At 66.2% G+C, this 21,471-nt stretch carries 17 protein-coding genes; 14 read left to right on the forward strand and 3 right to left on the reverse strand.

The features are described 5' to 3' along the window. Position 1: 1 nt before the first annotated feature. The 14 genes from F464_RS0100410 to F464_RS0100475 all read left to right on the forward strand — a co-directional run bounded on the left by F464_RS0100410 (position 2) and on the right by F464_RS0100475 (position 17,919). Complete coding sequence (locus tag F464_RS0100410; protein ID WP_040394265.1) at positions 2-652, forward strand: response regulator; 651 nt, start codon at positions 2-4, stop codon at positions 650-652. A gap of 286 nt (positions 653-938) precedes the next feature. Further along, a complete protein-coding gene (locus tag F464_RS0100415; RefSeq protein ID WP_018987787.1) occupies positions 939-1,286 on the forward strand; it encodes a c-type cytochrome in 348 nt (115 codons plus the stop codon). 78 nt (positions 1,287-1,364) lie between these two features. Then, a complete protein-coding gene (locus F464_RS0100420) occupies positions 1,365-2,360 on the forward strand; it encodes a DmsE family decaheme c-type cytochrome (protein WP_018987788.1) in 996 nt (331 codons plus the stop codon). 17 nt (positions 2,361-2,377) lie between these two features. Further along, positions 2,378-4,501 carry an MtrB/PioB family decaheme-associated outer membrane protein gene (locus F464_RS0100425; RefSeq protein ID WP_018987789.1) on the forward strand — a complete coding sequence of 708 codons (2,124 nt, stop codon included), beginning with the start codon at positions 2,378-2,380 and terminating at the stop codon, positions 4,499-4,501. Positions 4,502-4,682: 181 nt separating this feature from the next. After that, positions 4,683-6,665 (forward strand): cytochrome c, encoded by a 1,983-nt coding sequence (locus F464_RS0100430; RefSeq protein ID WP_018987790.1) that lies wholly within the window; start codon positions 4,683-4,685, stop codon positions 6,663-6,665. A gap of 279 nt (positions 6,666-6,944) precedes the next feature. Beyond that, entirely contained in the window at positions 6,945-8,921 is a 1,977-nt protein-coding gene (locus F464_RS0100435) for an AMP-dependent synthetase/ligase (RefSeq protein WP_018987791.1), read from the forward strand. An 11-nt stretch (positions 8,922-8,932) separates the two neighbouring features. Beyond that, a complete protein-coding gene (locus F464_RS0100440) occupies positions 8,933-9,757 on the forward strand; it encodes an ABC transporter ATP-binding protein (RefSeq protein ID WP_018987792.1) in 825 nt (274 codons plus the stop codon). Between the two features lie 14 nt (positions 9,758-9,771). Beyond that, a complete protein-coding gene (locus F464_RS0100445; RefSeq protein WP_018987793.1) occupies positions 9,772-10,701 on the forward strand; it encodes a branched-chain amino acid ABC transporter permease in 930 nt (309 codons plus the stop codon). A 29-nt stretch (positions 10,702-10,730) separates the two neighbouring features. Beyond that, on the forward strand, positions 10,731-11,795 hold the full coding sequence (locus tag F464_RS0100450) for a branched-chain amino acid ABC transporter permease (protein WP_018987794.1): 1,065 nt from the start codon (positions 10,731-10,733) through the stop codon (positions 11,793-11,795). A gap of 91 nt (positions 11,796-11,886) precedes the next feature. Beyond that, complete coding sequence (locus F464_RS0100455) at positions 11,887-13,212, forward strand: ABC transporter substrate-binding protein (RefSeq protein ID WP_018987795.1); 1,326 nt, start codon at positions 11,887-11,889, stop codon at positions 13,210-13,212. 109 nt (positions 13,213-13,321) lie between these two features. Continuing rightward, positions 13,322-14,131 carry an ABC transporter ATP-binding protein gene (locus tag F464_RS0100460; protein ID WP_026295625.1) on the forward strand — a complete coding sequence of 270 codons (810 nt, stop codon included), beginning with the start codon at positions 13,322-13,324 and terminating at the stop codon, positions 14,129-14,131. A 246-nt stretch (positions 14,132-14,377) separates the two neighbouring features. Further along, on the forward strand, positions 14,378-15,610 hold the full coding sequence (locus F464_RS0100465; protein WP_018987797.1) for a phenylacetate--CoA ligase family protein: 1,233 nt from the start codon (positions 14,378-14,380) through the stop codon (positions 15,608-15,610). 166 nt (positions 15,611-15,776) lie between these two features. Further along, positions 15,777-16,943, forward strand: coding sequence for a CaiB/BaiF CoA transferase family protein (locus F464_RS0100470; protein ID WP_018987798.1), 1,167 nt, complete (start codon positions 15,777-15,779; stop codon positions 16,941-16,943). An 85-nt stretch (positions 16,944-17,028) separates the two neighbouring features. Next, positions 17,029-17,919 carry an AEC family transporter gene (locus tag F464_RS0100475; RefSeq protein ID WP_018987799.1) on the forward strand — a complete coding sequence of 297 codons (891 nt, stop codon included), beginning with the start codon at positions 17,029-17,031 and terminating at the stop codon, positions 17,917-17,919. Positions 17,920-17,965: 46 nt separating this feature from the next. Here the strand turns inward: F464_RS0100475 and F464_RS0100480 are convergent, their stop codons facing one another. The 3 genes from F464_RS0100480 to F464_RS0100490 all read right to left on the reverse strand — a co-directional run bounded on the left by F464_RS0100480 (position 17,966) and on the right by F464_RS0100490 (position 21,389). Next, positions 17,966-18,400, reverse strand: a complete 435-nt coding sequence (locus tag F464_RS0100480) for a PhaM family polyhydroxyalkanoate granule multifunctional regulatory protein (RefSeq protein WP_018987800.1) — start codon at positions 18,398-18,400, stop codon at positions 17,966-17,968. Between the two features lie 83 nt (positions 18,401-18,483). Beyond that, entirely contained in the window at positions 18,484-20,409 is a 1,926-nt protein-coding gene (locus tag F464_RS0100485; RefSeq protein WP_018987801.1) for a hybrid sensor histidine kinase/response regulator, read from the reverse strand. Beyond that, on the reverse strand, positions 20,406-21,389 hold the full coding sequence (locus tag F464_RS0100490; protein WP_232428809.1) for an ABC transporter substrate-binding protein: 984 nt from the start codon (positions 21,387-21,389) through the stop codon (positions 20,406-20,408). The genes F464_RS0100485 and F464_RS0100490 overlap by 4 nt, the downstream gene beginning before the upstream one ends. Positions 21,390-21,471 lie beyond the last annotated feature (82 nt).

Below are 21,471 nucleotides of genomic sequence, written 5' to 3' on the forward strand. Positions count from 1 at the left end.
GATGGAAAAACTCCGGGTACTGCTCGCCGACGACCACGCGATCATCCGCGACGGCCTCAAGCAGATCCTTGCCGACACCGAGGACCTCGCGGTGTGCGGCGAGGCGGCCAACGGCAACGAGGCCTTGCAGCTCGTGCGCGATCAGGACTGGGACGTCGTCGTGCTCGACATCTCCATGCCCGGACGCAGCGGCCTCGACCTCATCCGCCTGATCCACGACGAGAAACCCAAGCTCCCCATCCTGATCCTGAGCATGCATCACGAGGAGCAGTACGCCGTGCGCGCGCTGCACGCGGGCGCAGCGGGCTACCTGACCAAGGAGAGCGACGCCGACCTGCTCGTACACGCGATCCGCCGCGTCGCGGGCGGCGGCGTGTACGTGAGCAGCACCGTCGCCGAGCTGATGGCGCGCGGCCTGATGCCCGCCGCGAACGAGCTGCCGCACACCGCCCTGTCGGACCGCGAATACCAGATCTTCCACCGCCTCGTGCTCGGCCAGGGCCTCACCGACATCGCCAACGAGCTGTCGCTCAGCGTCAAGACCATCAGCACGCACAAGACGCGCATCCTGCAGAAGATGTCGATGACGAACACCTCCGAGCTGATCCGCTACGCGGTCGCGCACCACCTGGTGAAGTCCACCGACGTGTAAGCCTGCGCCGCCCCCGCGCGGCGCCTCCAGCTTTCCCCCCGCCCCACCCCTTACTTCCTGTCCCGTCCGCCGCGCCGTGAAGGCCGCGGAGTACCTGCGCGCGTCCTGCGCGTGCAGGCCTGTCACGCGTTCGCGGATCGTCCGCGCGGTAGGAATTTTCCTACACGCAATTTAAACCCTGTCCGATATGGGGGATTGCGCGAATTGGCGAAAATTCGGTCACGTCGGGCTGCGCCCGTGGTTGCGGTCCATACGACTAAATTTCAGCTTCAACAGGAGAACCCAAATGCAATTCCGTCTCAACCGCATGTCGCTGCTCGTTGCCGCCACTGCCGCAATCTTCGCTTCGTCCTCCGCTTTTGCCGTCGATGCGGACGCCGCCAAGTCGCTCGCGAAGGAGAACGACTGCTTCAAGTGCCACGCCATCGACAAGACCAAGAAAGGGCCCTCGTACAAGAAGATCGCCGACAAGTACAAGGGCAAGGAGGCGGAAGGCTTCGAGAAGATCCGCAAGAACATCACGACCGGCCCGAAGGTGAAACTCGAGGATGGGACCGAAGAGGATCACAAGATCATCAACACGAAGGACGAGGCCCAGATCAAGAACCTGATGCAGTGGATCCTTTCGCAGTAATCAGCGTGTCCTGAATCGCGCCGCTCATACGGGCGGCGCAGCAATGACGTTCGGAACCAAGGGGGTAACATGAAAAAAATGCGAAGCTTGCTGGCGGTGCTGGCCTGTATCGGCGGCATCTGCTCCGGCGCGGTGTTCGCCGCCGATGCGCCGAAAGAGGCGCCCAAGGACATCGTGCTCAAGGGCGATGCCAAGTGCACGTCCTGTCACGACGAAGCGGACGCGCCGGGCGTGCTGCACATCGGCAAGACGAAACACGGCACGCGCGCCGACGGTCGCACGCCGACCTGTACCGACTGTCACGGCGACAGCGACAAACACGTGAACCACAAGGGCAGCGACAAGCCGCCCAAGCCCGATCGCACTTTCGACCAGAAGTCGGCGACCCCCGTCGCAGACCGCAACGCCGCCTGCCTGTCCTGTCACCAGACCGACCCGAAGCGCCACCTGTGGGCCGGCAGCACGCACGAGCGTCGCGACGTGGCCTGCAGTTCCTGTCACGACACGCACACTGCCAACGACAAGGTCCGCGACAAGCGCACCCAGGCCGAAGTCTGCTTCGCGTGCCACAAGGAGCAGCGCGCGCAGATCAACCGCCCGTCGCACCACCCGATCCCCGAAGGCAAGATGTCCTGCTCGGACTGCCACAATCCGCACGGCACCACCGGTCCCAAGCTGCTCGTGAAGGACAGCACCAATGCGACCTGCTACACCTGCCACGCGGAGAAGCGCGGCCCCTTCGTGCATAACCATGCACCGGTGACCGAAGACTGTGCCAACTGCCACAACCCGCACGGCACCGTCGCCGACGCGATGCTCAAGACCCGTCCGCCCTTCCTGTGCCAGCAGTGCCATGACCCTGCCAACCACCTCGGCACGATTCCGGGTGTTGCGGCGAATACCGATCTCAGCCGCAACGTGAATGGCACGGCGATCGCTTCGCCGGCAAGCCAGAACAACGGCCTCAACTCGGTCGGTGTTACCCAGGGGCGTGCCTGCCTGAACTGCCACACCGAAATCCATGGCAGCAATAGTCCGTCGGCCAGCTCGAAGGCTGCCCGCTTCTGGCGTTAAGAGTCAGGGAGAACGAAATGGACAACAATCGCATTTTCAAGCGGACGGTGCTGGCGCTGGCCGTGTCGATGGCCTTCCCCGTCTCGTCCGCCCTCGCGCAGGAAGACGAGGTCGCGGAACTGATCAGCCCGAGCGTCGCGGAAGCGAGCATCAAGCTGCAGCACCTCAACGAGGTCAATCCGCTTTACCGGCAGTACTACGGCATTAACGAAGATGGTGTGCACGGCAGCGCCGACCTGAAGGTCATCCGCCGCTCCGACGAGGGTCGCTGGCTGCGCATCGAGGGCCGTGACCTGGGTCTGCGCACGCAGGAATTCGGCGCGTCGATCGAGCAGCAGGGCGACTGGAAGCTCGGTATCGACTACAACCAGATCCCGCGCTACGCACCGTTCGAGGTCTCGACGCGCGTGACCGGCATCGGCCACGACACGCTCAACCTCGGCACCCGCTTCGACGACAAGGACCTGAAGACCGAGCGCACCGCCACGTCCCTGACCGCCACCAAGTTCATCAGCAAGAACCTGCAGGCGAACGTCACGTTCAAGAACGAGGACAAGAAGGGCGAGCGCCTGTTCGGTTCGAACGGAAACGTCGGTGGCTACCTCGGCCAGTTGTTCGCGCCCGAGCCGATCGATTCCAATCACAAGCAGATCGAGGCCTCGCTGGACTACGCGACCGAGAAGTTCTACGTCTCGGGCAGCTACTACGCCAGCTTCTACGAGAACAAGGCGGGCAAGGGCCTGTTCGTCAATTACGGCACCACCGGCGGTACGGGCAATCCGGTTGCCGTCCAGGGCACGCCGACCCAGATGAGCCCGCTGTCGCTCGCGCCCGACAACCAGATGCACCAGATCGCGCTGGCCGGCGGCTACAACTTCAGCCGCGACACGCGCGCCAACTTCAAGGTGAGCAAGAGCTTCGCGACCCAAGACGACAGCTTCCTGCCGTCCTCCGTCGTGCCCTACCTGCCCGGCATGACCCGCAGCGATCTCGGCGGCAAGTTGGATACGACCAACGCGTTCGCGTCGCTGACCTCGCGCATCACCGACAAGCTCAACCTGCTTGCGTCGTGGGCGTACGAGGACCGGGATGACCGGACGCCGCAACTCGATTATGCGAGTTACAACGGAAAGATCCTGCAGAACAACCCGGAGTCGCAGACGACGCATCGCGGCAAGTTCGAGGCGAGCTACCGCCTGCCGAAGGGTTACAACCTGACGGCCGGCTACGACTATGACTTCAGGAAGTACGAGGGCATGGACGAGCTGTACCGCGACGAAATGACGGAGAACACCTACCGCATCGACCTGCGCAAGTCGCTCAGCGACACTCTGAACGGCAGCGTGACCCTCGCCCACAGCGAGCGTGACGGTTCCCGCTGGGGCACCACGCCGGTCCTCGTCAAGACCGCCACGACGGCCGTGGGCGAGCACTGGACGGCGCCGGCGCAGTTCTCCGACCGCGAGCGCGACAAGCTCAAGCTCATGCTTGACTGGATGCCGGTCGATCCCCTGTCGGTCCAGTTCGCCTACGAGTACGCGATGGACGACTACAAGACGCGTATCTTCGACATCGGTCTGAACGAGGGCCGTTCGGAGCTGTTCTCGCTCGATGCGTCATACCGCTTCAACGACCGCTGGAAGGCGAACCTGTGGTATTCGCACGCCACCAACGACATCGAGCAGAAGTCGCTGAACAGCACCTACGGTTCGAAGTGCGACGGCACGACGCTCGCCTACACCTGCGTACCGTGGGGTGCCGACCTCAAGCTGAGCTCGAATGCGGTTGGCGCCGGATTCGACGGCCAGATCAGTTCGAAGTTCTCGGTCGGCGGGCAATACCTGTACAGCCGCGACGTGAACAAGTACGACATCTCCTACGCGGATGCCGGTGCGCTGTCGTCGATCCGCCAGGGGGCGGGGATCCTCCCGGATACCGAGTACACGCTGAATACCCTGCGGCTCTTCGCTCGGTATGCCCTTACCAAGGCTACGGCTATTCGTTTAGACTATGTCTGGGATCGGCGCGAGCTGGACGACTACACGTGGTCGAGCTGGACTTACTCGGACGGGACGAAAGTCCTCGTGAATCCTGATCAGATAACGCGCGTGATAGCGGTGACGGTTTCACACGCATTCTGATTGAAGGCAGCAACGGCCGGGCCGCGGGCGGCCCGGCCTGGTCCGGGGGCAACAAACCGCCGGGCAGGGGGGCCACTAGCACATATGACGCTTGTGCGTCTGAAGATTGGCGTGCGACGTGCCGGCCCCCTTTTTTTTTGTCTGCGACGCGCGGGCTGCGCCGCAAAACGGGAGCATCAACGTGAAAATACGCAACATTCGGGGCCTGCTGGCGGCGGCCGCGTCTGTCGCGCTGCTCTGGCCGTTGTCCGGCCTGGCGGCCGGCGGGGGCGATGCACCGGCCAAGCTCGACAACGCGACCTGCCTCAACTGTCACCAGACGGGCAAGCCGGCCATCCAGATCGAGGACGCGGAAGGCGAGAAGGTGAAGTTGCCCGCGGTCGACACTGGCAAACTCGCGAATGGCGTGCACGCGAAGCTGGACTGCGTCGCCTGCCACACCGACATCGTTGACGCGAAGGAAAAGCACGAGAAGGCCGCCAGCTCCGCGAAGCCGGACTGTGCCGCCTGCCACGAGAAGCTGTGGGACGAGGCGAAGAAGAACAACCAGGCGGCGAGCAAGGAGCGCCTGGGCATCGTCGCCGAGAACATCGCCGCGTACAAGGAGTCCTTCCACGCCCGCCCCGATGCGGACAATCCGGATCGTCCCAAGGCCTACTGCAACCAGTGCCACGCGACGCACGACTTCGCCGTGCCCGTTGCCGGCACGCCCGAGCGCGAAAAGTGGCGCATGACGATCCCCGAGACCTGCGGCGCGTCCTGTCACGAAGATCAGCTCGACGATTTCAAGAGCTCCGTGCATGGCAAGCTGATCGAGAAGGGCGACCCGAAGGGCGCGGTGTGCATCGACTGCCACACGACGCACGAGATCCGCAACTCGTCGTCGGAGGCCTTCAAGCTCAAGAACGTGCTCGCCTGCGGCGACTGCCACCAGGAAGAGCTGCACAGCTACCGCGACACCTACCACGGGCAGGTGAACCGGCTCGGCTTCGTCTACACCGCCAAGTGCGCCGACTGCCACGGCAGCCACGGCATCAAGGCGGGCGACGATCCGAAGTCGCGCGTCCATCCGGACAACCGTCTGAAGACCTGCCAGAAGTGCCACGACGACAAGAAGCCGGGCATGGTCAAGGCAACCGCGGGCTTCGTGACCTTCGGCCCGCATGCCAACACCCACGACTTCGAGAAGTATCCGAAGATGTGGATCGCGGGCACGTTCATGACGGCGCTGCTGATCGGCGTGTTCGCCTTCTTCTGGCTGCATAGCGGCCTGTGGTACTACCGCGAGTGGCAGGAGCGCAAGGAACGCAAGACCGTGGCGCACGTGCGCACCGGCGCGCTCGGCGTGAGCGAGGGCAAGCACTTCGTGCGCTTCGCGTGGGGCTGGCGTGTCGGGCACCTGTGCTTCGCGTTGGTGACGATGACCCTGGTTCTGACCGGCACGACCGTGATGTTCGCCGACAGCGCGTGGGCGCCGAAGGTAGCCGCCTTGCTCGGCGGGCCGAAGGTGATGGGCATCATCCACCGCACCGCTGCCGCGCTCTTCGTCGGGATCTTCCTGATCCACTTCGTGTACGTGATGTCGCGCTTGCTGCGCGATCGCAAGTTCCGCTGGTTCGGGCCGGATTCGCTGATCCCGAACTGGAAGGACCTGGCCGACTGCTGGGGCATGTTCAAGTGGTTCTTCGGCAGGGGGCCCAAGCCCAAGTTCGACCGCTGGACCTACTTCGAGAAGTTTGACTACTGGGCGGTGTTCTGGGGTGTGAACATCATTGGCTGGAGCGGCCTGATGCTGGCCTTCCCGCATGTGACGGCGAGCTTCCTGCCGGGCTGGGTGTTCAACGTCGGCACGCTGGTGCATGGCGAGGAAGCCTTCCTTGCGGCGGTGTTCCTCTTCACGGTGCACTTCTTCAACAACCACTTCCGCCCCGACAAGCTGCCGCCGCCGGACGTGGTGATGTTCACCGGCACGCAGTCGCTGGAAGAGTTCCAGCGCGAGCACCCGGCGCAGTACCAGCGCCTGGTCGAGTCGGGCGAGCTGGAGAAGTACGTGGTCGATGCGCCCTCGCGTCAGCTGCATGTCGGCTCGGTGGTTCTCGGCCTGACGCTGATCACCTTCGGCCTCGTGCTGCTGGTGCTGGTGGTGACGGGTTTCTTCAGCTGATCGCTGGCTGAAGCGGTAACGGAAAAGGGGAGGGCGACCTCCCCTTTTTTTCGTTCACGCCCCGGCGCGGCGGTGTTTCGACCCGTTGATACAGTTCACTACATTTCACAAACAGTTGCGCAAACATGGCTTGCGAGACTGCACACACACAAAAGCGCGAGCGGCCGCCCCGAGGCTGCCGCCGACGCTGCGGCGCACGCGATTGCGCCGGACCCCGGACCCGATAACGACAACCAGGCCGGGTGGAGACGCAGGATAAAAACCAAAGGAGGAGGTGGTATGTCCGACAGGAACGGGCAAGCCGAGCAACCGGCTGCCCTGGACACCTTTCCGCGGCTGCTGATGCAGCACGCGGCCGTGCGACCCGACCGGCCCGCGATGCGCGAGAAGGAATTCGGCATCTGGCAGACGTATACGTGGGCCGAAGTCGCGCGCAACGTGCGTGCGATCGCCTGCGGGCTGGCGGAGCTGGGCTTCAAGCGTGGCGACCGGCTGGCAGTCATCGGCGACAACCGCCCGCGCCTGTACTGGTCGGTGACGGCCTGCCAGTGCCTCGGCGGCATTCCCGTGATGCTGTACCAGGACGCCGTGGCGCCCGAGATGGCCTACGTGCTGCAGGACGCCGAGATCCGCTTCGCCGTGGTCGAGGATCAGGAGCAGGTCGACAAGATGCTCGAGATCCACCCCGACGTGCCCTTCCTCGAGCATGTGATCTACGACGACCCGCGCGGCCTGCGCCACTACAGCCAGCCGATGCTGAAGGGGCTCGACGAGCTGCAGGAGATGGGCCTGATCCATGATCGCAACCACTCCGACTTCCTCGACGCGGAGATCGACAAGGGCGCGGGCGACGACGTTTCGGTGATGCTGTACACGTCGGGCACGACCGGCAAGCCCAAAGGGGTATGCCAGACGCACGGGGCCTTCATCGCCGCGGCGCAGGGCGGCATGCAGGTCGACGGCCTCACCGACGCGGAGGACATCCTGTCCTACCTGCCGATGGCTTGGGTCGGCGACCACCTGTTCTCGTTCGCGCAGGCGATGGTCGCGGGCTTCACGATCAACTGCCCCGAATCCGGCGACACCGTGATGACCGACCTGCGCGAGATCGGGCCGACCTACTACTTCGCGCCGCCGCGCGTGTTCGAGAACCTGCTCACGCAGGTCATGATCCGCATGGAAGACGCAGGCGCGATAAAGCGCAAGCTGTTCCACCATTTTCTCGGCGTCGCGCGTCGTTGCGGCGCCGACATCCTGGACGGCAAGCCGGTGTCGGCGGGTGACCGACTGCAGTATGCGCTCGGCAACTTCTTGATCTACGGCCCGCTGAAGAACGTGCTGGGTATGAGCCGAATCCGCGTCGCCTATACGGCGGGCGCGGCGATCGGGCCGGACCTCTTCCGCTTCTACCGTTCGATTGGCGTGAATCTCAAGCAGTTCTACGGCCAGACCGAGACCTGCGCCTACGTGTGCCTGCAGCCCGACGGTGCAATCAAGTTCGACTCGGTCGGCAAGCCGGCGCCCTTCGTCGAAGTGAAGCTCGCCGACAACGGCGAGATCCTCGTGAAGGGACCGATGCTGCTGAAGGCCTATTACAAGCGCCCGGATGCCACCGCCGAATCGATCAACGCCGAGGGCTACTTCATGACCGGCGACGCGGGCTATTTCGACGAGGACGGGCACCTCAGGATCATCGATCGCGCCAAGGACGTCGGCAAGCTCACGGACGGTTCGATGTTCGCGCCCAATTACATCGAGAACAAGCTCAAGTTCTTCCAGCACATCAAGGAAGCCGTGACCTTCGGCAGCGGCCGCGACTGCGTGACCGCCTTCATCAACATCGACCTCGAGGCGGTCGGCAACTGGGCCGAGCGGCGCGGCCTGCCGTATTCCGGTTACACCGACCTCGCGGCCCAGCCGGTTGTGTACGAGCTGATCCGGGACTGCGTCGAGAAGGTGAACACCGACCTCGCCGCCGACCCGCAGATGAGCGGTTCGCAGATCAAGCGCTTCCTGATCCTGCACAAGGAGCTCGACGCCGACGACGGCGAACTCACGCGCACGCGCAAGGTGCGGCGCAACTTCATCGCCGAGCGCTACGCGGAGCTGATCGAGGCGCTGTTCGAGGGCAAGACGACGCAGCACATCGACACCGTCGTGAAGTACGAGGACGGGCGCGAGGGGCGCATCAGCGCGGACCTGCGCATCGAGGAAGTGAAGACCTTCGCGCCGCAAGCCGCGAAGCAGGCGGCGTGAGGGGGAGGGCGATGATGATGAACGACATGCCGCAGGCCGTGCAGGAGCAAAGCGCCGCGCGTCGCACCGGCGACGTGGTGCTGGACTTGCAGAACATCTCGCTGTCCTTCGGCGGCGTGAAGGCGCTGACCGACATCAGCTTCGACGTGCGCGAGCACGAGATCCGCTCGATCATCGGCCCCAACGGCGCCGGCAAGAGCTCGATGCTGAACGTGATCAACGGCGTCTACCACCCGCAGCAAGGCCGCATCCTGTTCCGCGGCGAGGAGCGCCGCAGGATGGAGCCGCACATGGCGGCCGCGCAGGGCATCGCGCGCACCTTCCAGAACATCGCGCTGTTCAAGGGCATGAGCGTGCTCGACAACATCATGACCGGGCGCAACCTGAAGATGAAGTGCGGCCTGCTCGCGAACGCGCTGTACTGGGGGCGCGCCCGCAAGGAGGAGATCGAACATCGCGTGAAGGTCGAGGAGGTCATCGACTTCCTCGAGATCCAGGACATCCGCAAGACGCCGGTCGGCGCGCTGCCCTACGGCCTGCAGAAGCGCGTGGAGCTGGGCCGCGCGCTCGCCGCCGAGCCCAGCCTGCTGCTGCTCGACGAGCCGATGGCGGGCATGAACGTCGAGGAAAAGCAGGACATGTGTCGCTTCATCCTCGACGTGAATGACCAGTTCGGCACGACCATCGTGCTGATCGAGCACGACATGGGGGTCGTGATGGACATCTCCGACCGCGTCGTGGTGCTCGACTACGGCAAGAAGATCGGCGACGGCGTGCCCGAAGAGGTGCGCGCCAACGAAGACGTGATCCGTGCCTATCTCGGCACGTCGCACTGAGCGGGAGCTTCGCAATGGGATTCTTTCTTGAAACCTTGTTCGGCGGTTTGATGGCCGGCATGTTGTATTCGCTGATCGCGCTCGGCTTCGTGCTGATCTACAAGGCCTCGGGCGTGTTCAACTTCGCGCAGGGCGCGATGGTGCTGTTCGCGGCGCTGGCGATGGCGCGCTTCGCCGAGTGGATTCCGAAGTGGCTGGGCTTCGACAACCTGATCGTTGCCAACCTGCTGGCCTTCGTCGTCGCGATGGCGCTGATGGTGGTGCTGGCCTGGGTGATCGAGCGCCTGTGCCTGTCCAGGCTCGTGAACCAGGAAGGCATCACGCTGCTGATGGCGACGCTCGGGATCAGCTACTTCCTCGACGGCCTGGGCCAGACGTTGTTCGGCAACGACATCTACAGCATCAACGTCGGCATGCCCAAGGAGCCGGCGATGATCCTCGAAGGCATGTTCGAGGGGGGCCTGCTGATCAGCAAGGAGGACCTCGTGGCCGCGCTGATCGCCGCGGCGCTGGTGCTGGCGCTGGCGCTCTTCTTCCAGAAAACCTCGACTGGCCGCGCGTTGCGTGCGGTGGCGGACGACCACCAGGCGGCCCAGTCGATCGGCATCCCGTTGAACCGCATCTGGGTCATCGTGTGGTCGGTTGCGGGCTTCGCGGCGCTGGTCGCCGGCATCATCTGGGGCTCCAAGCTCGGCGTGCAGTTCTCGCTCTCGCTGGTCGCGCTGAAGGCGCTGCCGGTCGTGATCCTGGGCGGCCTGACCTCGGTGCCGGGCGCGATCCTGGGCGGGCTGATCATCGGCGTCGGCGAGAAGCTGTCCGAGATCTACCTCGGCTCCTTCTTCGGCGGCGGCATCGAGATCTGGTTCGCCTACGTCCTGGCGCTGGGCTTCCTGCTGGTGCGTCCGCAGGGCCTGTTCGGCGAAAAAATCATCGACCGCGTCTGACGCGGCTGCCAATCCGGGAGAGTTTCCACATGCTCTACAGAGAAAACGGTCAGTTCAAGACGAGCTACGCGGCCGACCAGCAGATCTTCCCGATCGCGCAGGACCGCCTCGCGATCGGCCTGCTGCTCCTCGTCGCCTTCGTCGTGATGCCGATGGCCGGCTCGGAATACCTGTTCCGCGCCGTGCTGATCCCCTTCCTGATCCTCGCGCTCGCGGCGCTGGGGCTCAACATCCTGGTCGGCTACTGCGGCCAGATCTCGCTCGGCACGGGCGCCTTCATGGCGGTCGGGGCCTACGCGGCGTACAACTTCCTGGTGCGCATCGACGGCATGCCGCTGATCGGCGCGATGCTGCTCGGCGGCCTGACGGCGACCGTCGTCGGCGTGCTGTTCGGTGTTCCCTCGCTGCGCATCAAGGGCCTGTATCTCGCGGTGGCGACGCTCGCCGCGCAGTTCTTCACCGACTGGGCCTTCCTGCGCATCAGCTGGTTCACGAACAACTCGACCTCGGGTTCGGTGAGCGTCGCGGGCCTGAACGTGTTCGGCATGCCGATCGAATCGCCGGTCGCGAAGTACCTGTTCTGCCTGACGGTCGTGTGCGTGTTCGCACTCGCCGCGAAGAACCTCACCCGCACGGCGACCGGCCGGCAGTGGATGGCGATCCGCGACATGGACGTCGCCGCGGCGGTGATCGGCATCCGCCCGGTGTACGCGAAGCTGACAGCGTTCGCGGTGAGCTCCTTCATCGTCGGCGTTGCCGGTGTGCTGTGGGCCTTCGTGCACCTGGGCGCGTGGGAGCCGGCCGCGTTCAGCATCGACCGCAGCTTCCAGCTGCTCTTCATGGTCATCATCGGAGGCCTGGGCTCGATCATGGGCGCCTTCTTCGGCGCGGCCTTCATCGTCGTCCTGCCCATCATCCTCGACCAGGTGCCGCACCTGCTCGGCATCCCGCTATCGACGGCCACGACCTCGCATCTGGTGCACATGATCTTCGGCGCGCTGATCGTGTTCTTCCTGATCGTCGAGCCGCACGGGCTGGCGAAGCTGTGGAGCATCGGCAAGCAGAAGCTGCGCCTGTGGCCCTTCCCGCACTGACGGGCGTCGCTACCGGTTCAACGTAGTCGTGATACCGCAAAAGAACGGCAGGCACGCCGAAAGTGCCATCCAAAATAGAGGAGGAGACACCATGAAACGCAAGACTTTCGCATTCGTCGCCGCGCTGGCGGCATTCGGTGCCGGCACCCTGTCCGCGCCCGTCGCGGCGCAGCAGGAAGGCGACCAGTTCTTCCCGTTGCTCGTCTATCGCACCGGCGCCTATGCGCCCAACGGCACGCCTTGGGCCAACGGCAAGCAGGATTACGTCAAGTACGTCAACGCCACCGGCGGCATCAATGGCGTGAAGATCGGCTGGGAGGAATGCGAGACCGGCTACGCGACCGACAAGGGCGTCGAATGCTACGAACGCCTGAAAAGCAAGAAACCCACGGTGATCGACCCGCAGGCCACCGGTATCACTTTCGCACTGACCGAGAAGGCGCCGGTCGACAAGGTCCCGCTGGTCACGCTCGGCTACGGCCTCGCCGCGTCGCAGGACGGCGGCGTGTTCAAGTGGAACTTCCCGCTGATGGGCAGCTACTGGACGGCGGCCGACGCGCTGATTCAGCATCTGGGCAAGAAGGAAGGCGGGCTCGACAAGCTCAAGGGCAAGAAGATCGCGCTCGTGTATCACGACTCGCCCTTCGGCAAGGAGCCGATCCCGCTGCTGCAAAAGCGCGCGCAGATGCACGGCTTCGAGCTCGTGCTGCTGCCCGTCACGGCGCCCGGCGTCGAGCAGAAGGCGACCTGGCTGCAGGTGCGTCAGCAGCGCCCGGACTACACACTGCTGTGGGGCTGGGGCGTGATGAACTCGACCGCGCTCAAGGAAGCCGTCGCGACCGGTTATCCGCGCGAGAAGCTCTTCGGCGTGTGGTGGTCGGGCTCCGAGCCGGACGTGAAGGATGTCGGAGCCAATGCCAAGGGCTACAGCGCGCTGGCGCTCAACCCGCACGGCACGGATTCGCCGCTGATCAAGGACATCCTCAAGAAGGTGCATGACGGAGGCCAGGGCAGCGGCCCGCGCGAGGAGGTGGGCACGGTGCTGTACATGCGCGGCCTGCTGATCCAGATGCTGGAGGTCGAGGCGGTGCGCACGGCGCAGGCGAAGTTCGGCAAGGGCAAGGTCATGACCGGCGAGCAGGTGCGCTGGGGCCTCGAGAACCTCAACGTCGATGAGAAGCGCATCGGCGAGTTGGGGCTGGCCGGGCTGATCCGTCCGATCAAGACGAGCTGCACCGACCACATGGGGTCGACCGCCGTGCGAGTCCACAGCTGGGACGGCACGACGTGGAAGATGCAGCCGGACTGGTACGAGGCCGACAAGAGCGTGATCGATCCGTTGGTCAAGGAGGCCGCGGACAAGTACGCGACCGACAAGCAGATCAAGCGTCGCGACGCGAGCGACTGCAACGCCTGACGGGAGCAAGCGTGTGCGCAGCCCGGTTGCGGGCTGCCGCGCGCGGGCTTTCCGCGGAGCGGCCATGCCGGTGCATGGCCGCAGCGAAACCGACTTAGCGGATGAATCGATGAATACGCCGAACCTTCTCCTTAATGTGAATGGCATCGAGGTGATCTACAACCACGTCGCGCTGGTGCTGAAGGGCGTGTCGCTGCAGGTGCCCGAAGGCCGCATCGTCGCGATCCTGGGCGGCAACGGCGCGGGCAAGACGACGACGCTGCGTGCGGTGTCCAACCTGCTCAAGGGCGAGCGCGGCGAAGTCACCAAGGGCACGATCGAGCTGCAGGGCGAGCGCGTCGAGAGCCTGTCGCCGTCGGATCTCGTGCGCCGTGGCGTCGTGCAGGTGATGGAGGGGCGGCACTGCTTCGCTCACCTGACGATCGAGGAAAACCTGCTCGCCGGCGCCTACACCTGCAAGGACAGGGGCCAGATCGCCGCCAACCTCGACAAGGTGTACACGTACTTCCCGCGCCTGAAGACCCGCCGCACCAGCCAGGCCGCCTACACCTCGGGCGGCGAGCAGCAGATGTGCGCGATCGGCCGCGCGCTGATGTCGAACCCCCGCATGGTCCTGCTCGACGAGCCCTCGATGGGGCTGGCGCCGCAGATCGTCGAGGAAGTGTTCGAGATCGTGAAGGACCTGAACGTGAAGGAAAAGGTGAGCTTCCTGCTCGCCGAACAGAACACCATGGTCGCGCTGCGCTATTCGGACTTCGGCTACATCGTCGAGAACGGCCGCATCGTGATGGAAGGCGAGGCGAAGAGCCTGGCCGATAACGAGGACGTCAAGGAGTTCTACCTCGGCATCTCGGGCGAGGGCCGAAAGAGCTTTCGTGACGTCAAGCACTACCGCCGCCGCAAGCGCTGGCTGTCTTGACGACGGGGCGTCGCGGCCGAGAGCCCGTGCGACGCGAGCAACGTGAATCGAGCGGCCTGGTGAGAGCGATCTCCGCCGTAAATGGATGCCGATTGGCCTTGTGGGAGCGGCTTCAGCCGCGAATGGGCGACGCCGCACCGCACGGCCGATTCGCGGCTGAAGCCGCTCCCACGTCACCGTTCCTCCGGCGATGCATCTCGCCTGTCATGCATCCGGCCGGGCTCTTGCTGCATCAAGGATCTACCAATGACTTACTACGACGCCAGAGAAACCCGTGACCCCGCCGAGCGCGAGCGGGAACTGATGGCCCGCCTGCCCGCGCAGCTCGCCCACGCCAAGGCGAACGCGCCGGCCTTCGCCGGGCTGCTGGAAGGCGTCGATCCGCAGTCGGTCACGAGCCGCGACGCGCTCGCGCGCCTGCCCGTGACGCGCAAGTCGGAACTGCTCGAACGCCAGAAGGCCGCACGCCCCTTCGGCGGCTTCGCCGCGACCGCCTGGGGCCCGGGCTGCCGCCGCGTGTTCGCGTCGCCGGGCCCGCTGTACGAACCCGAGAGTGCCCGCCCCGACTACTACCGCCTCGCCCGCGCCTTCCATGCCGCGGGCTTTCGCGCGGGCGACCTCGTGCATAACACCTTCTCCTACCACTTCACGCCCGCCGGCTCGATGATGGAGACGGCCGCGCACGCGCTGGGCTGCACCGTCTTCCCCGCCGGCACCGGCCAGACCGAACAGCAGCTCGCCGCGATCGCGGACCTGCGGCCCAACGCCTACGTCGGCACGCCGTCCTTCCTGCGCATCCTCCTCGACAAGGCCGAGGAATCGGGCATCGCGCACGGCTTCACGAAGGCCTTCGTCTCCGGCGAAGCCTTCCCGCCCGCGCTGCGCGAGCTCTTCGCCGCGCGCGGCATCGTTACCGCGCAGGCCTACGCCACCGCCGACATCGGCCTCATCGCCTACGAGACGCCGGCGCGCGAGGGCCTGGTGCTGGACGAGGACGTGATCGTCGAGATCGTCCGCCCCGGCACCGGCGACCCGGTCGCCCCGGGCGAGGTCGGCGAAGTCGTCGTTACCACCTTCAACCCCGACTACCCGCTGATCCGCTTCGGCACCGGCGACCTCTCGGCCGTGCTGCCCGGCGCCTCGCCCTGCGGCCGCACGAACGTGCGCATCAAGGGCTGGATGGGTCGCGCCGACCAGACCACCAAGGTCAAGGGCATGTTCGTGCATCCCGGCCAGGTCGCGGCCGTCGCGAAACGCCATCCCGAGCTCGCCCGCGTGCGCCTCGTCGTCGACAACCCCGACCTCGCCGACGGCATGACGCTGCACTGCGAGAGCGCGCAGCCTGGCGACGCCCTCGCCGCCGCCGTCGCCGACAGCATCCGCGAACTCACGAAGCTGCGCGGCGAAGTGCGCTTCTGTGCCCCCGGAAGCCTCGCCAACGACGGCAAGCTCATCGACGACATCCGGAAATACGACTGAACGCAACGGGGGCCCGTAGGGCGGGAGCGGCGCAGCGAATCCCGCCACGCAGCCGTCGATGAATCCGTACGGTCGGGGCGTCCGCCGCCCCCGCCCGCCCGTGGGAGCGGTTCCAGCCGCGAAACCGCTTAGAATCCGGTCTCCAACGCCAACGATCCCGTATAGCATGAGACAGAAACCCCTCGCGAACCTGCGCGTGCTCGACCTCACGCGCCTCCTCCCCGGCCCGCTCGCGACCCAGCACCTCGCCGATTACGGCGCCGAGGTCATCAAGGTCGAGGACACCGGCGCCGGCGACTACGCCCGCACGATGGGCTCGATGAACGGCGACACGAGCTTCTTCTACCAGGTGTGCAACCGCGGCAAGAAGAGCGTGCGCCTCGACCTCAAGCAGGCCGCGGGCCGCGAGCTGTTCCTGCGCCTCGTCGACACCGCCGACGTCGTCGTCGAGGGTTTCCGCCCCGGCGTGATGGACAAGCTGGGCCTCGGCTACGACGCGCTCTCCGCGCGCAACCCGAAGATCGTCGTGTGCAGCATTTCCGGTTACGGCCAGACCGGCCCCTACGCGCTGCGCGCCGGCCACGACATCAACTACATCGGCTACGCCGGCGTGCTCGACCAGATCGGCGTCGCGGGCAGCGCGCCCTCGATCCCCAACCTGCAGATCGGCGACCTGCTCGGCGGAACGATGTCCGCGCTGTTCGGCCTCCTCGTCGCCATCATCGACGCGCGCGCGAGCGGGCAGGGCCGGCACGTCGACGTCGCGATGACCGACGCCGCGATGGCGCATGCGATCTTCCCGCTCGCCGAAGTGCTCGCGCACGGCGGCGTGAGGCCCCGCGGCGAGGACCTCCTCACCGGCGGCGTGCCCTGCTACGGCGTGTACGAGACCGCCGACGGACGGCACATGGCGGTCGGATCGCTCGAAGAGAAGTTCTGGCACCTCGTCTGCGATACCCTCGGCCGCCCCGACCTCAAGCCCGCGCATCTCGCGACGGGCGAAGACGGGGCTCGCGCCCGCGCCGAGCTCGCGGCAATCTTCCGCTGCCGCACGCAGGCCGAATGGACGGCGATCTTCGACGGCGTCGACTGCTGCGTGACGCCCATCCTGCGTCTTGAGGAAAGCCTTGAGAATCCGCAGCTCCTCGCGCGCGGCATGGTCACGGAAGTGGAGGGCGTGCGCCAGTTCGGCCCTCCGGTGCGCCTGTCGGGATTCGAGCCCGGCCCGTTCGCGCCCGCGCCGCAGGCCGGGGCCGACAGCGAAGCGGTGCTGGCCGCACTCGGCATGGATGCGGAGGAAATCGCACGTCTGCGCGCAGCCGGTGTGATCTGAGCCGTCCGCAGGAGGAGGCTCGGAAGGCCGGCAGCGGGTATAACCCGTAATCGCGGCCTTGCCGGCCGCAGGTTAAGCTTCACCGATGCAAAGCCTGCTCCTGCTTCTTCCCGATTTTTCCCTGATCCTGCTCGGCGCGGTCCTGCGCCGCCACCTCGTCGATGGCGAGGCCTTCTGGACAGGCGTCGAAAAACTGGTCTACTTCGTGCTTTTCCCTGCGCTGCTGTTCAATGCGCTGGCGACCGCCGACATCGACCCCGGCCGCGCGCTGCCGCTCTTCCTCGCAGGACTCGGCACGATGGTCGCGGGCTTCCTGCTCGGCCTGATCGGGCGCAGCCTCATGGGGCTCGATGCGATGGGCTTCGCGTCCCGTTTGCAATGCGCCTATCGCTTCAACACCTACATCGGCATCGCGATCGCCGGCAAGCTGCACGGCGCAGCGGGCATCGCGCTGATGGGCGGCCTGTGCGGCGCGATGGTGCCGTTCGCGAACGTGATGGCCGTCGGCATGCTCGCGCGGCACGGCCAGGGCAGCCTGCTGCGTGAACTGTCGCGCAACCCGCTGGTGCTCGCGACGCTCGCCGGATTGCTGTTCAACCTTGCGGGACTCGAATTGCCCGGCCCGCTGACATCCTTCCTGAAGCGCCTCGGCGATGCCGCGGTGGCGCTGGGGCTGCTTGCGGTCGGTGCCGCATTGCGTTGGGAGATGGTGAGCGGGCGTTGGTCAGGCTCCGCATGGATCATCGCGGTGAAACTGCTGTTCCTGCCCGCCGTCGCGTGGCAGATCGGCCGCGCGCTGGGAGTCGAAGGCGTCGCCTTCGCCATGCTGGTGTTGTTCGCCGCGCTGCCGAGCGCGAGTTCCGCCTACATCCTCGCGATGCGCATGGGGGGGGACGGTGCCGGCGTCGCGTGGCTGATCTCGGCGACCACGCTCCTCGCCGTTCCCTCGCTGACATTCTGGCTGCACCTCCTGTGAATGGCAGGAAGCGGGGCGGCGCCGTGGCGTCCGCCCTTCAGTTGGCTTATTTCCTTTCCGCTGCGGACTTGCGCGGACCCGTCGCCGGACCGGTGCCGGCTGCGGCAGGGCTCGCAGCACTCGCCTGAGCGCCGGGAGCCTGGGCCCCGGTCATCGCGGCCCACGGCCACATGGCTGCCGACGCGAACGGATTGGCCTGTGCTTCGCCCTGTCCCTGAGTGCCCGATTCGCGCGCCTGCTGGCTCATCGCCTGCACGGCAGCTATCGCCGCGCGCTGCACCTCCAACCCCTGCGTCGTCATCTGCAGCATGCTGAGGTTCATCTTGAGCCAGTTCTCGACCGCTTTCAGGTCGGCAATGCGCTTGTCGAGCTCGCCGACGTCCAGCGTCGGCGTGATCATGCCGGGCAGGGAGAAACCCATGTTGTTCCACATGCCGCGCACGAATTCGAGCGGATCCTTCGCCGAGTTGTCATTCGCCATGCCTCTCCCCCTCGATTGAATACGTCTTCATATTACTCCTCCTGCGTATCGGCGGGACGAGCCCTGTTCCGACTGCGCGGCGGCTAATCGTGACGTTTGGGCAGGCGATTCAGCAAAGCCCGCAGGCGTGCGGGCCGCACAGGCTTGTGCAGCAGGGGCAGGCCTTCCTCCTGTGCCTGACGCAGCGTTTCCGGCCCCGTATCGCCCGTCACGAGTACCGCCGGAATTTCCGTACCCTTCCACGCACGCAGGCTGCGGATCACATCGATGCCATTGCAGCGGCCGTCGAGCCGGAAGTCACTGATGATCAGTTCCGGGATGGCCTGCTCCCGGTTCAGCAGATCGACGAGCGATTCGGTGTCCCCGGCGGCCGCGACCTTGCAGCCCCACGACGTGAGCAGGCTTTGCATGCTGCTGCGCGCCAGCGGATCGTCGTCCACCAATGCCACGTGCAAGCCGCCCAGGTCGCCTGGCATGCGCGGACCCTCGCTGGCGGCCGGTGCCGCTTCGGGCTTCGCAAGCGGCACCTCGACCGCGAAAACCGAGCCCAGTCCCGGGCTGGAGCGCAGCGTCAGATGGTGATCGAGCAGTTCGGTCAGGCGCCGCACGATGGGCAGGCCGAGTCCCAGGCCCTTGTCGCGGGAACGCTCCGGGTTATGCAGCTGTACGAACTCCTGGAAGATCGCTTCATGCGATTCGGCCGGGATGCCGACACCGTTGTCGCGTACTTCGATGCGCAGCCGGTCACCGCGCCTGCGGCACGCCACCAGCACGCGCCCCTTGCGCGTGTAGCGCACGGCATTGCTCACGAGGTTGCTGAGGATGCGCTCGAACAGGACGGGGTCGCTGCTGATCCATGCATCCGTGGACAGCGCCTTCAGTTCGAGGTCGCGGGCGTCGGCCCCGGGGCGCTCGTCGGCCGCGATGCGGTCGAGCAGGGGCTGCAGCGGGAAGGACCGGACATTGGGCTGCACCACGTTGGCGTCCAGGCGCGAGATGTCGAGCAGGCTGTCGAGCAGATTCTCCATCGCCGCCGCGGAGGCGGCGATGCGCTCGACGAGCCGTTGCGCATCCGATGCGTGTTCGTGCTGCGCCAACTCCGCGATGAAGAGGCCCAGCGCGTGCATCGGTTGGCGCAGGTCATGGCTCGCCGCCGCCAGGAAGCGCGATTTCGACTGCGTTGCCCGCTCGGCCTCGTCCTTGCTTGCGCGCAACTCGGACGTTGCCGCGGCGATCTGGCGGCTCATGTCGTCATGTGCGCTCGCGAGCTGTGCCGCCATCTGGTTCACCCCGTCAGTCAGCGTGCGCAGCGTGCCGCCGCCGACGGGGGGGACGCGGGCGGAGAACTGCCCCCTGCCGATGCGTTCCACCGTCATCGCGACCTGGCGGATCGGGCCGGTCACGCCCCGGCTCATGTAGTTTGCCAGCATCATGCTGCCGAGGAGGACGAGCACGATCGCGACGCTTCCTGTGAGCAGCAATTCGCGCTGGCGGTCGTCGAGACGTGCGCGCGACATGTCGACGACCACCGCCCCCAGCATCGGCGGCGGCGCGGCTGCCAGCGCGGTGCCCGGCGAGTGCCCGGAAAGGTCGTCATCGAGGTCGAGCGTACTCGGAACGACCGGTTCGATGATGCGCAGCGTGTTCGGCGCGTCGAGCAGGCGTCGCGAAGGCGTCAGCTGCGAGAGCAAGGGGAGCGACTCGTCCAGGTAACCGCTGCGCGCCAGCGCCTCGCCGCCGCGGTCGACGATCAGCACGCCCGTCACGTCGTCTTCGGCAAGCATCGCGGATGCGAGGCGCTGCAGCGTGTCGCGGTTGCCCGAAAACAGCGCGTACTCGCTCGCCGCCGCGAGCTGCCGGGCAAAGGCCTGCCCGCGCGCGTGATAGGCCTCTTCGTGATCGGCAACGCGCGAGCGAGTGTAGAAGGCCGTGAGCACGATGGCCAGCACCAGCATCGGCAGCACGGCCACGAGCATCACCCGTGCGCGGACTCCCCAGGTGTCGATCATGGCTTCACCTCCGGGCGCCCTTCGCGCTGGCGCAGGCGGGCGGCGATGCGCTCCGCCGAGTCCAGCCCGATCGACAGCGAGCGGGCGACATTGGGGTTCGTCGCGACCTCGAACTCGCGCGGCGACTGCGGCGGGGGCAAGCCTCCGCCGGCAAGTACGCGCCGCACGGCATCGGCGGCCTGGCGGGCGATCTGCGCCGGGGTCGAATACAGCGCCAGCAGCGCTCCCGCCCGGACATATGCGGGCGAGAATCCGACCAGCGGCGCGCGGTGGCGGTAGCTCGTCAGGAGCACGTTCTGGATCGTGTAGCTGTTGAACAGCGTGCTGTCGGGCAAAGCCAGCAGGACTGCGGGTTCGGCCAGCAGACGCTCCAGTGCGGGGTAGATCTCGTCCGCGGTGGAGATCTTCTCTATGGTTGCCGGAAGTTGCTGTTCCCGTGCGACCGCCGCCAAGCGGCGCGCCAGATCATTCGAGGCGGGACTCGCGAGCAGGGCAAGGTTGGGCTTGTGCGGCAGGGCGATGTTCAGCAGCGCGATCTGCCGATGCACGGGTTGGTCGAGGAAGATCGCCGAATACCGGTCGGCATGCGGCCCGTACTGGATGAGGTCGAACGCGTCGCGGGGGATCAGCGTGTACAGCACGGGTACCGCAGGCATGCGGGCGCCGACGGCCTTTGCCGCCTGGGTGCCTATCGTGACGACGATGCGCGCATCGGCCAGTGTCTCGCGGTCGAGCTCACGTAGGCCCAGGACCTCCATGTCGCCCTCGGGAACGTCCGGAGCCAGTGCAGTGCGCAGGGCGACCAGGGTTTCTTCGTGGGCGCCGCTGCGTTCGGCAGTGACCACCACCACGCGCGAGCCGGCGAACGCGCGACCGCAACAGACGGCAAGGATTGCAAGCGCCAGCAACAAGGTGCGCAGAAGGCGATGGTCGAGCTGCAGCATCGGCGCTTCAGCGGGGCCGTCCCGCGAGCGTTGCACGGCGTGGGCAATCCCCGGGAAACGCCGGTGAACGACGGGTTCCGCCCCCGCGCGCGGATGTCGCGGCAGGCGTCGCCCAAAG

The organism is Aromatoleum toluclasticum ATCC 700605 (genome assembly GCF_000378245.1).
GTDB classification, from domain to species: Bacteria; Pseudomonadota; Gammaproteobacteria; order Burkholderiales; family Rhodocyclaceae; genus Aromatoleum; species Aromatoleum toluclasticum.

What these genes read in the sequence shown, in the direction of transcription:
- F464_RS0100410 (WP_040394265.1), top strand. Translation starts at nt 2, where the DNA reads ATGGAAAAACTCCGGGTACTGCTCGCCGACGACCACGCGATCATCCGC.
- F464_RS0100415 (WP_018987787.1), top strand. Translation starts at nt 939, where the DNA reads ATGCAATTCCGTCTCAACCGCATGTCGCTGCTCGTTGCCGCCACTGCC.
- F464_RS0100420 (WP_018987788.1), top strand. Translation starts at nt 1,365, where the DNA reads ATGCGAAGCTTGCTGGCGGTGCTGGCCTGTATCGGCGGCATCTGCTCC.
- F464_RS0100425 (WP_018987789.1), top strand. Translation starts at nt 2,378, where the DNA reads ATGGACAACAATCGCATTTTCAAGCGGACGGTGCTGGCGCTGGCCGTG.
- F464_RS0100435 (WP_018987791.1), top strand. Translation starts at nt 6,945, where the DNA reads ATGTCCGACAGGAACGGGCAAGCCGAGCAACCGGCTGCCCTGGACACC.
- F464_RS0100440 (WP_018987792.1), top strand. Translation starts at nt 8,933, where the DNA reads ATGATGATGAACGACATGCCGCAGGCCGTGCAGGAGCAAAGCGCCGCG.
- F464_RS0100445 (WP_018987793.1), top strand. Translation starts at nt 9,772, where the DNA reads ATGGGATTCTTTCTTGAAACCTTGTTCGGCGGTTTGATGGCCGGCATG.
- F464_RS0100450 (WP_018987794.1), top strand. Translation starts at nt 10,731, where the DNA reads ATGCTCTACAGAGAAAACGGTCAGTTCAAGACGAGCTACGCGGCCGAC.
- F464_RS0100455 (WP_018987795.1), top strand. Translation starts at nt 11,887, where the DNA reads ATGAAACGCAAGACTTTCGCATTCGTCGCCGCGCTGGCGGCATTCGGT.
- F464_RS0100460 (WP_026295625.1), top strand. Translation starts at nt 13,322, where the DNA reads ATGAATACGCCGAACCTTCTCCTTAATGTGAATGGCATCGAGGTGATC.
- F464_RS0100465 (WP_018987797.1), top strand. Translation starts at nt 14,378, where the DNA reads ATGACTTACTACGACGCCAGAGAAACCCGTGACCCCGCCGAGCGCGAG.
- F464_RS0100470 (WP_018987798.1), top strand. Translation starts at nt 15,777, where the DNA reads ATGAGACAGAAACCCCTCGCGAACCTGCGCGTGCTCGACCTCACGCGC.
- F464_RS0100475 (WP_018987799.1), top strand. Translation starts at nt 17,029, where the DNA reads ATGCAAAGCCTGCTCCTGCTTCTTCCCGATTTTTCCCTGATCCTGCTC.
- F464_RS0100480 (WP_018987800.1), bottom strand. Translation starts at nt 18,400, where the DNA reads ATGGCGAATGACAACTCGGCGAAGGATCCGCTCGAATTCGTGCGCGGC.
- F464_RS0100485 (WP_018987801.1), bottom strand. Translation starts at nt 20,409, where the DNA reads ATGATCGACACCTGGGGAGTCCGCGCACGGGTGATGCTCGTGGCCGTG.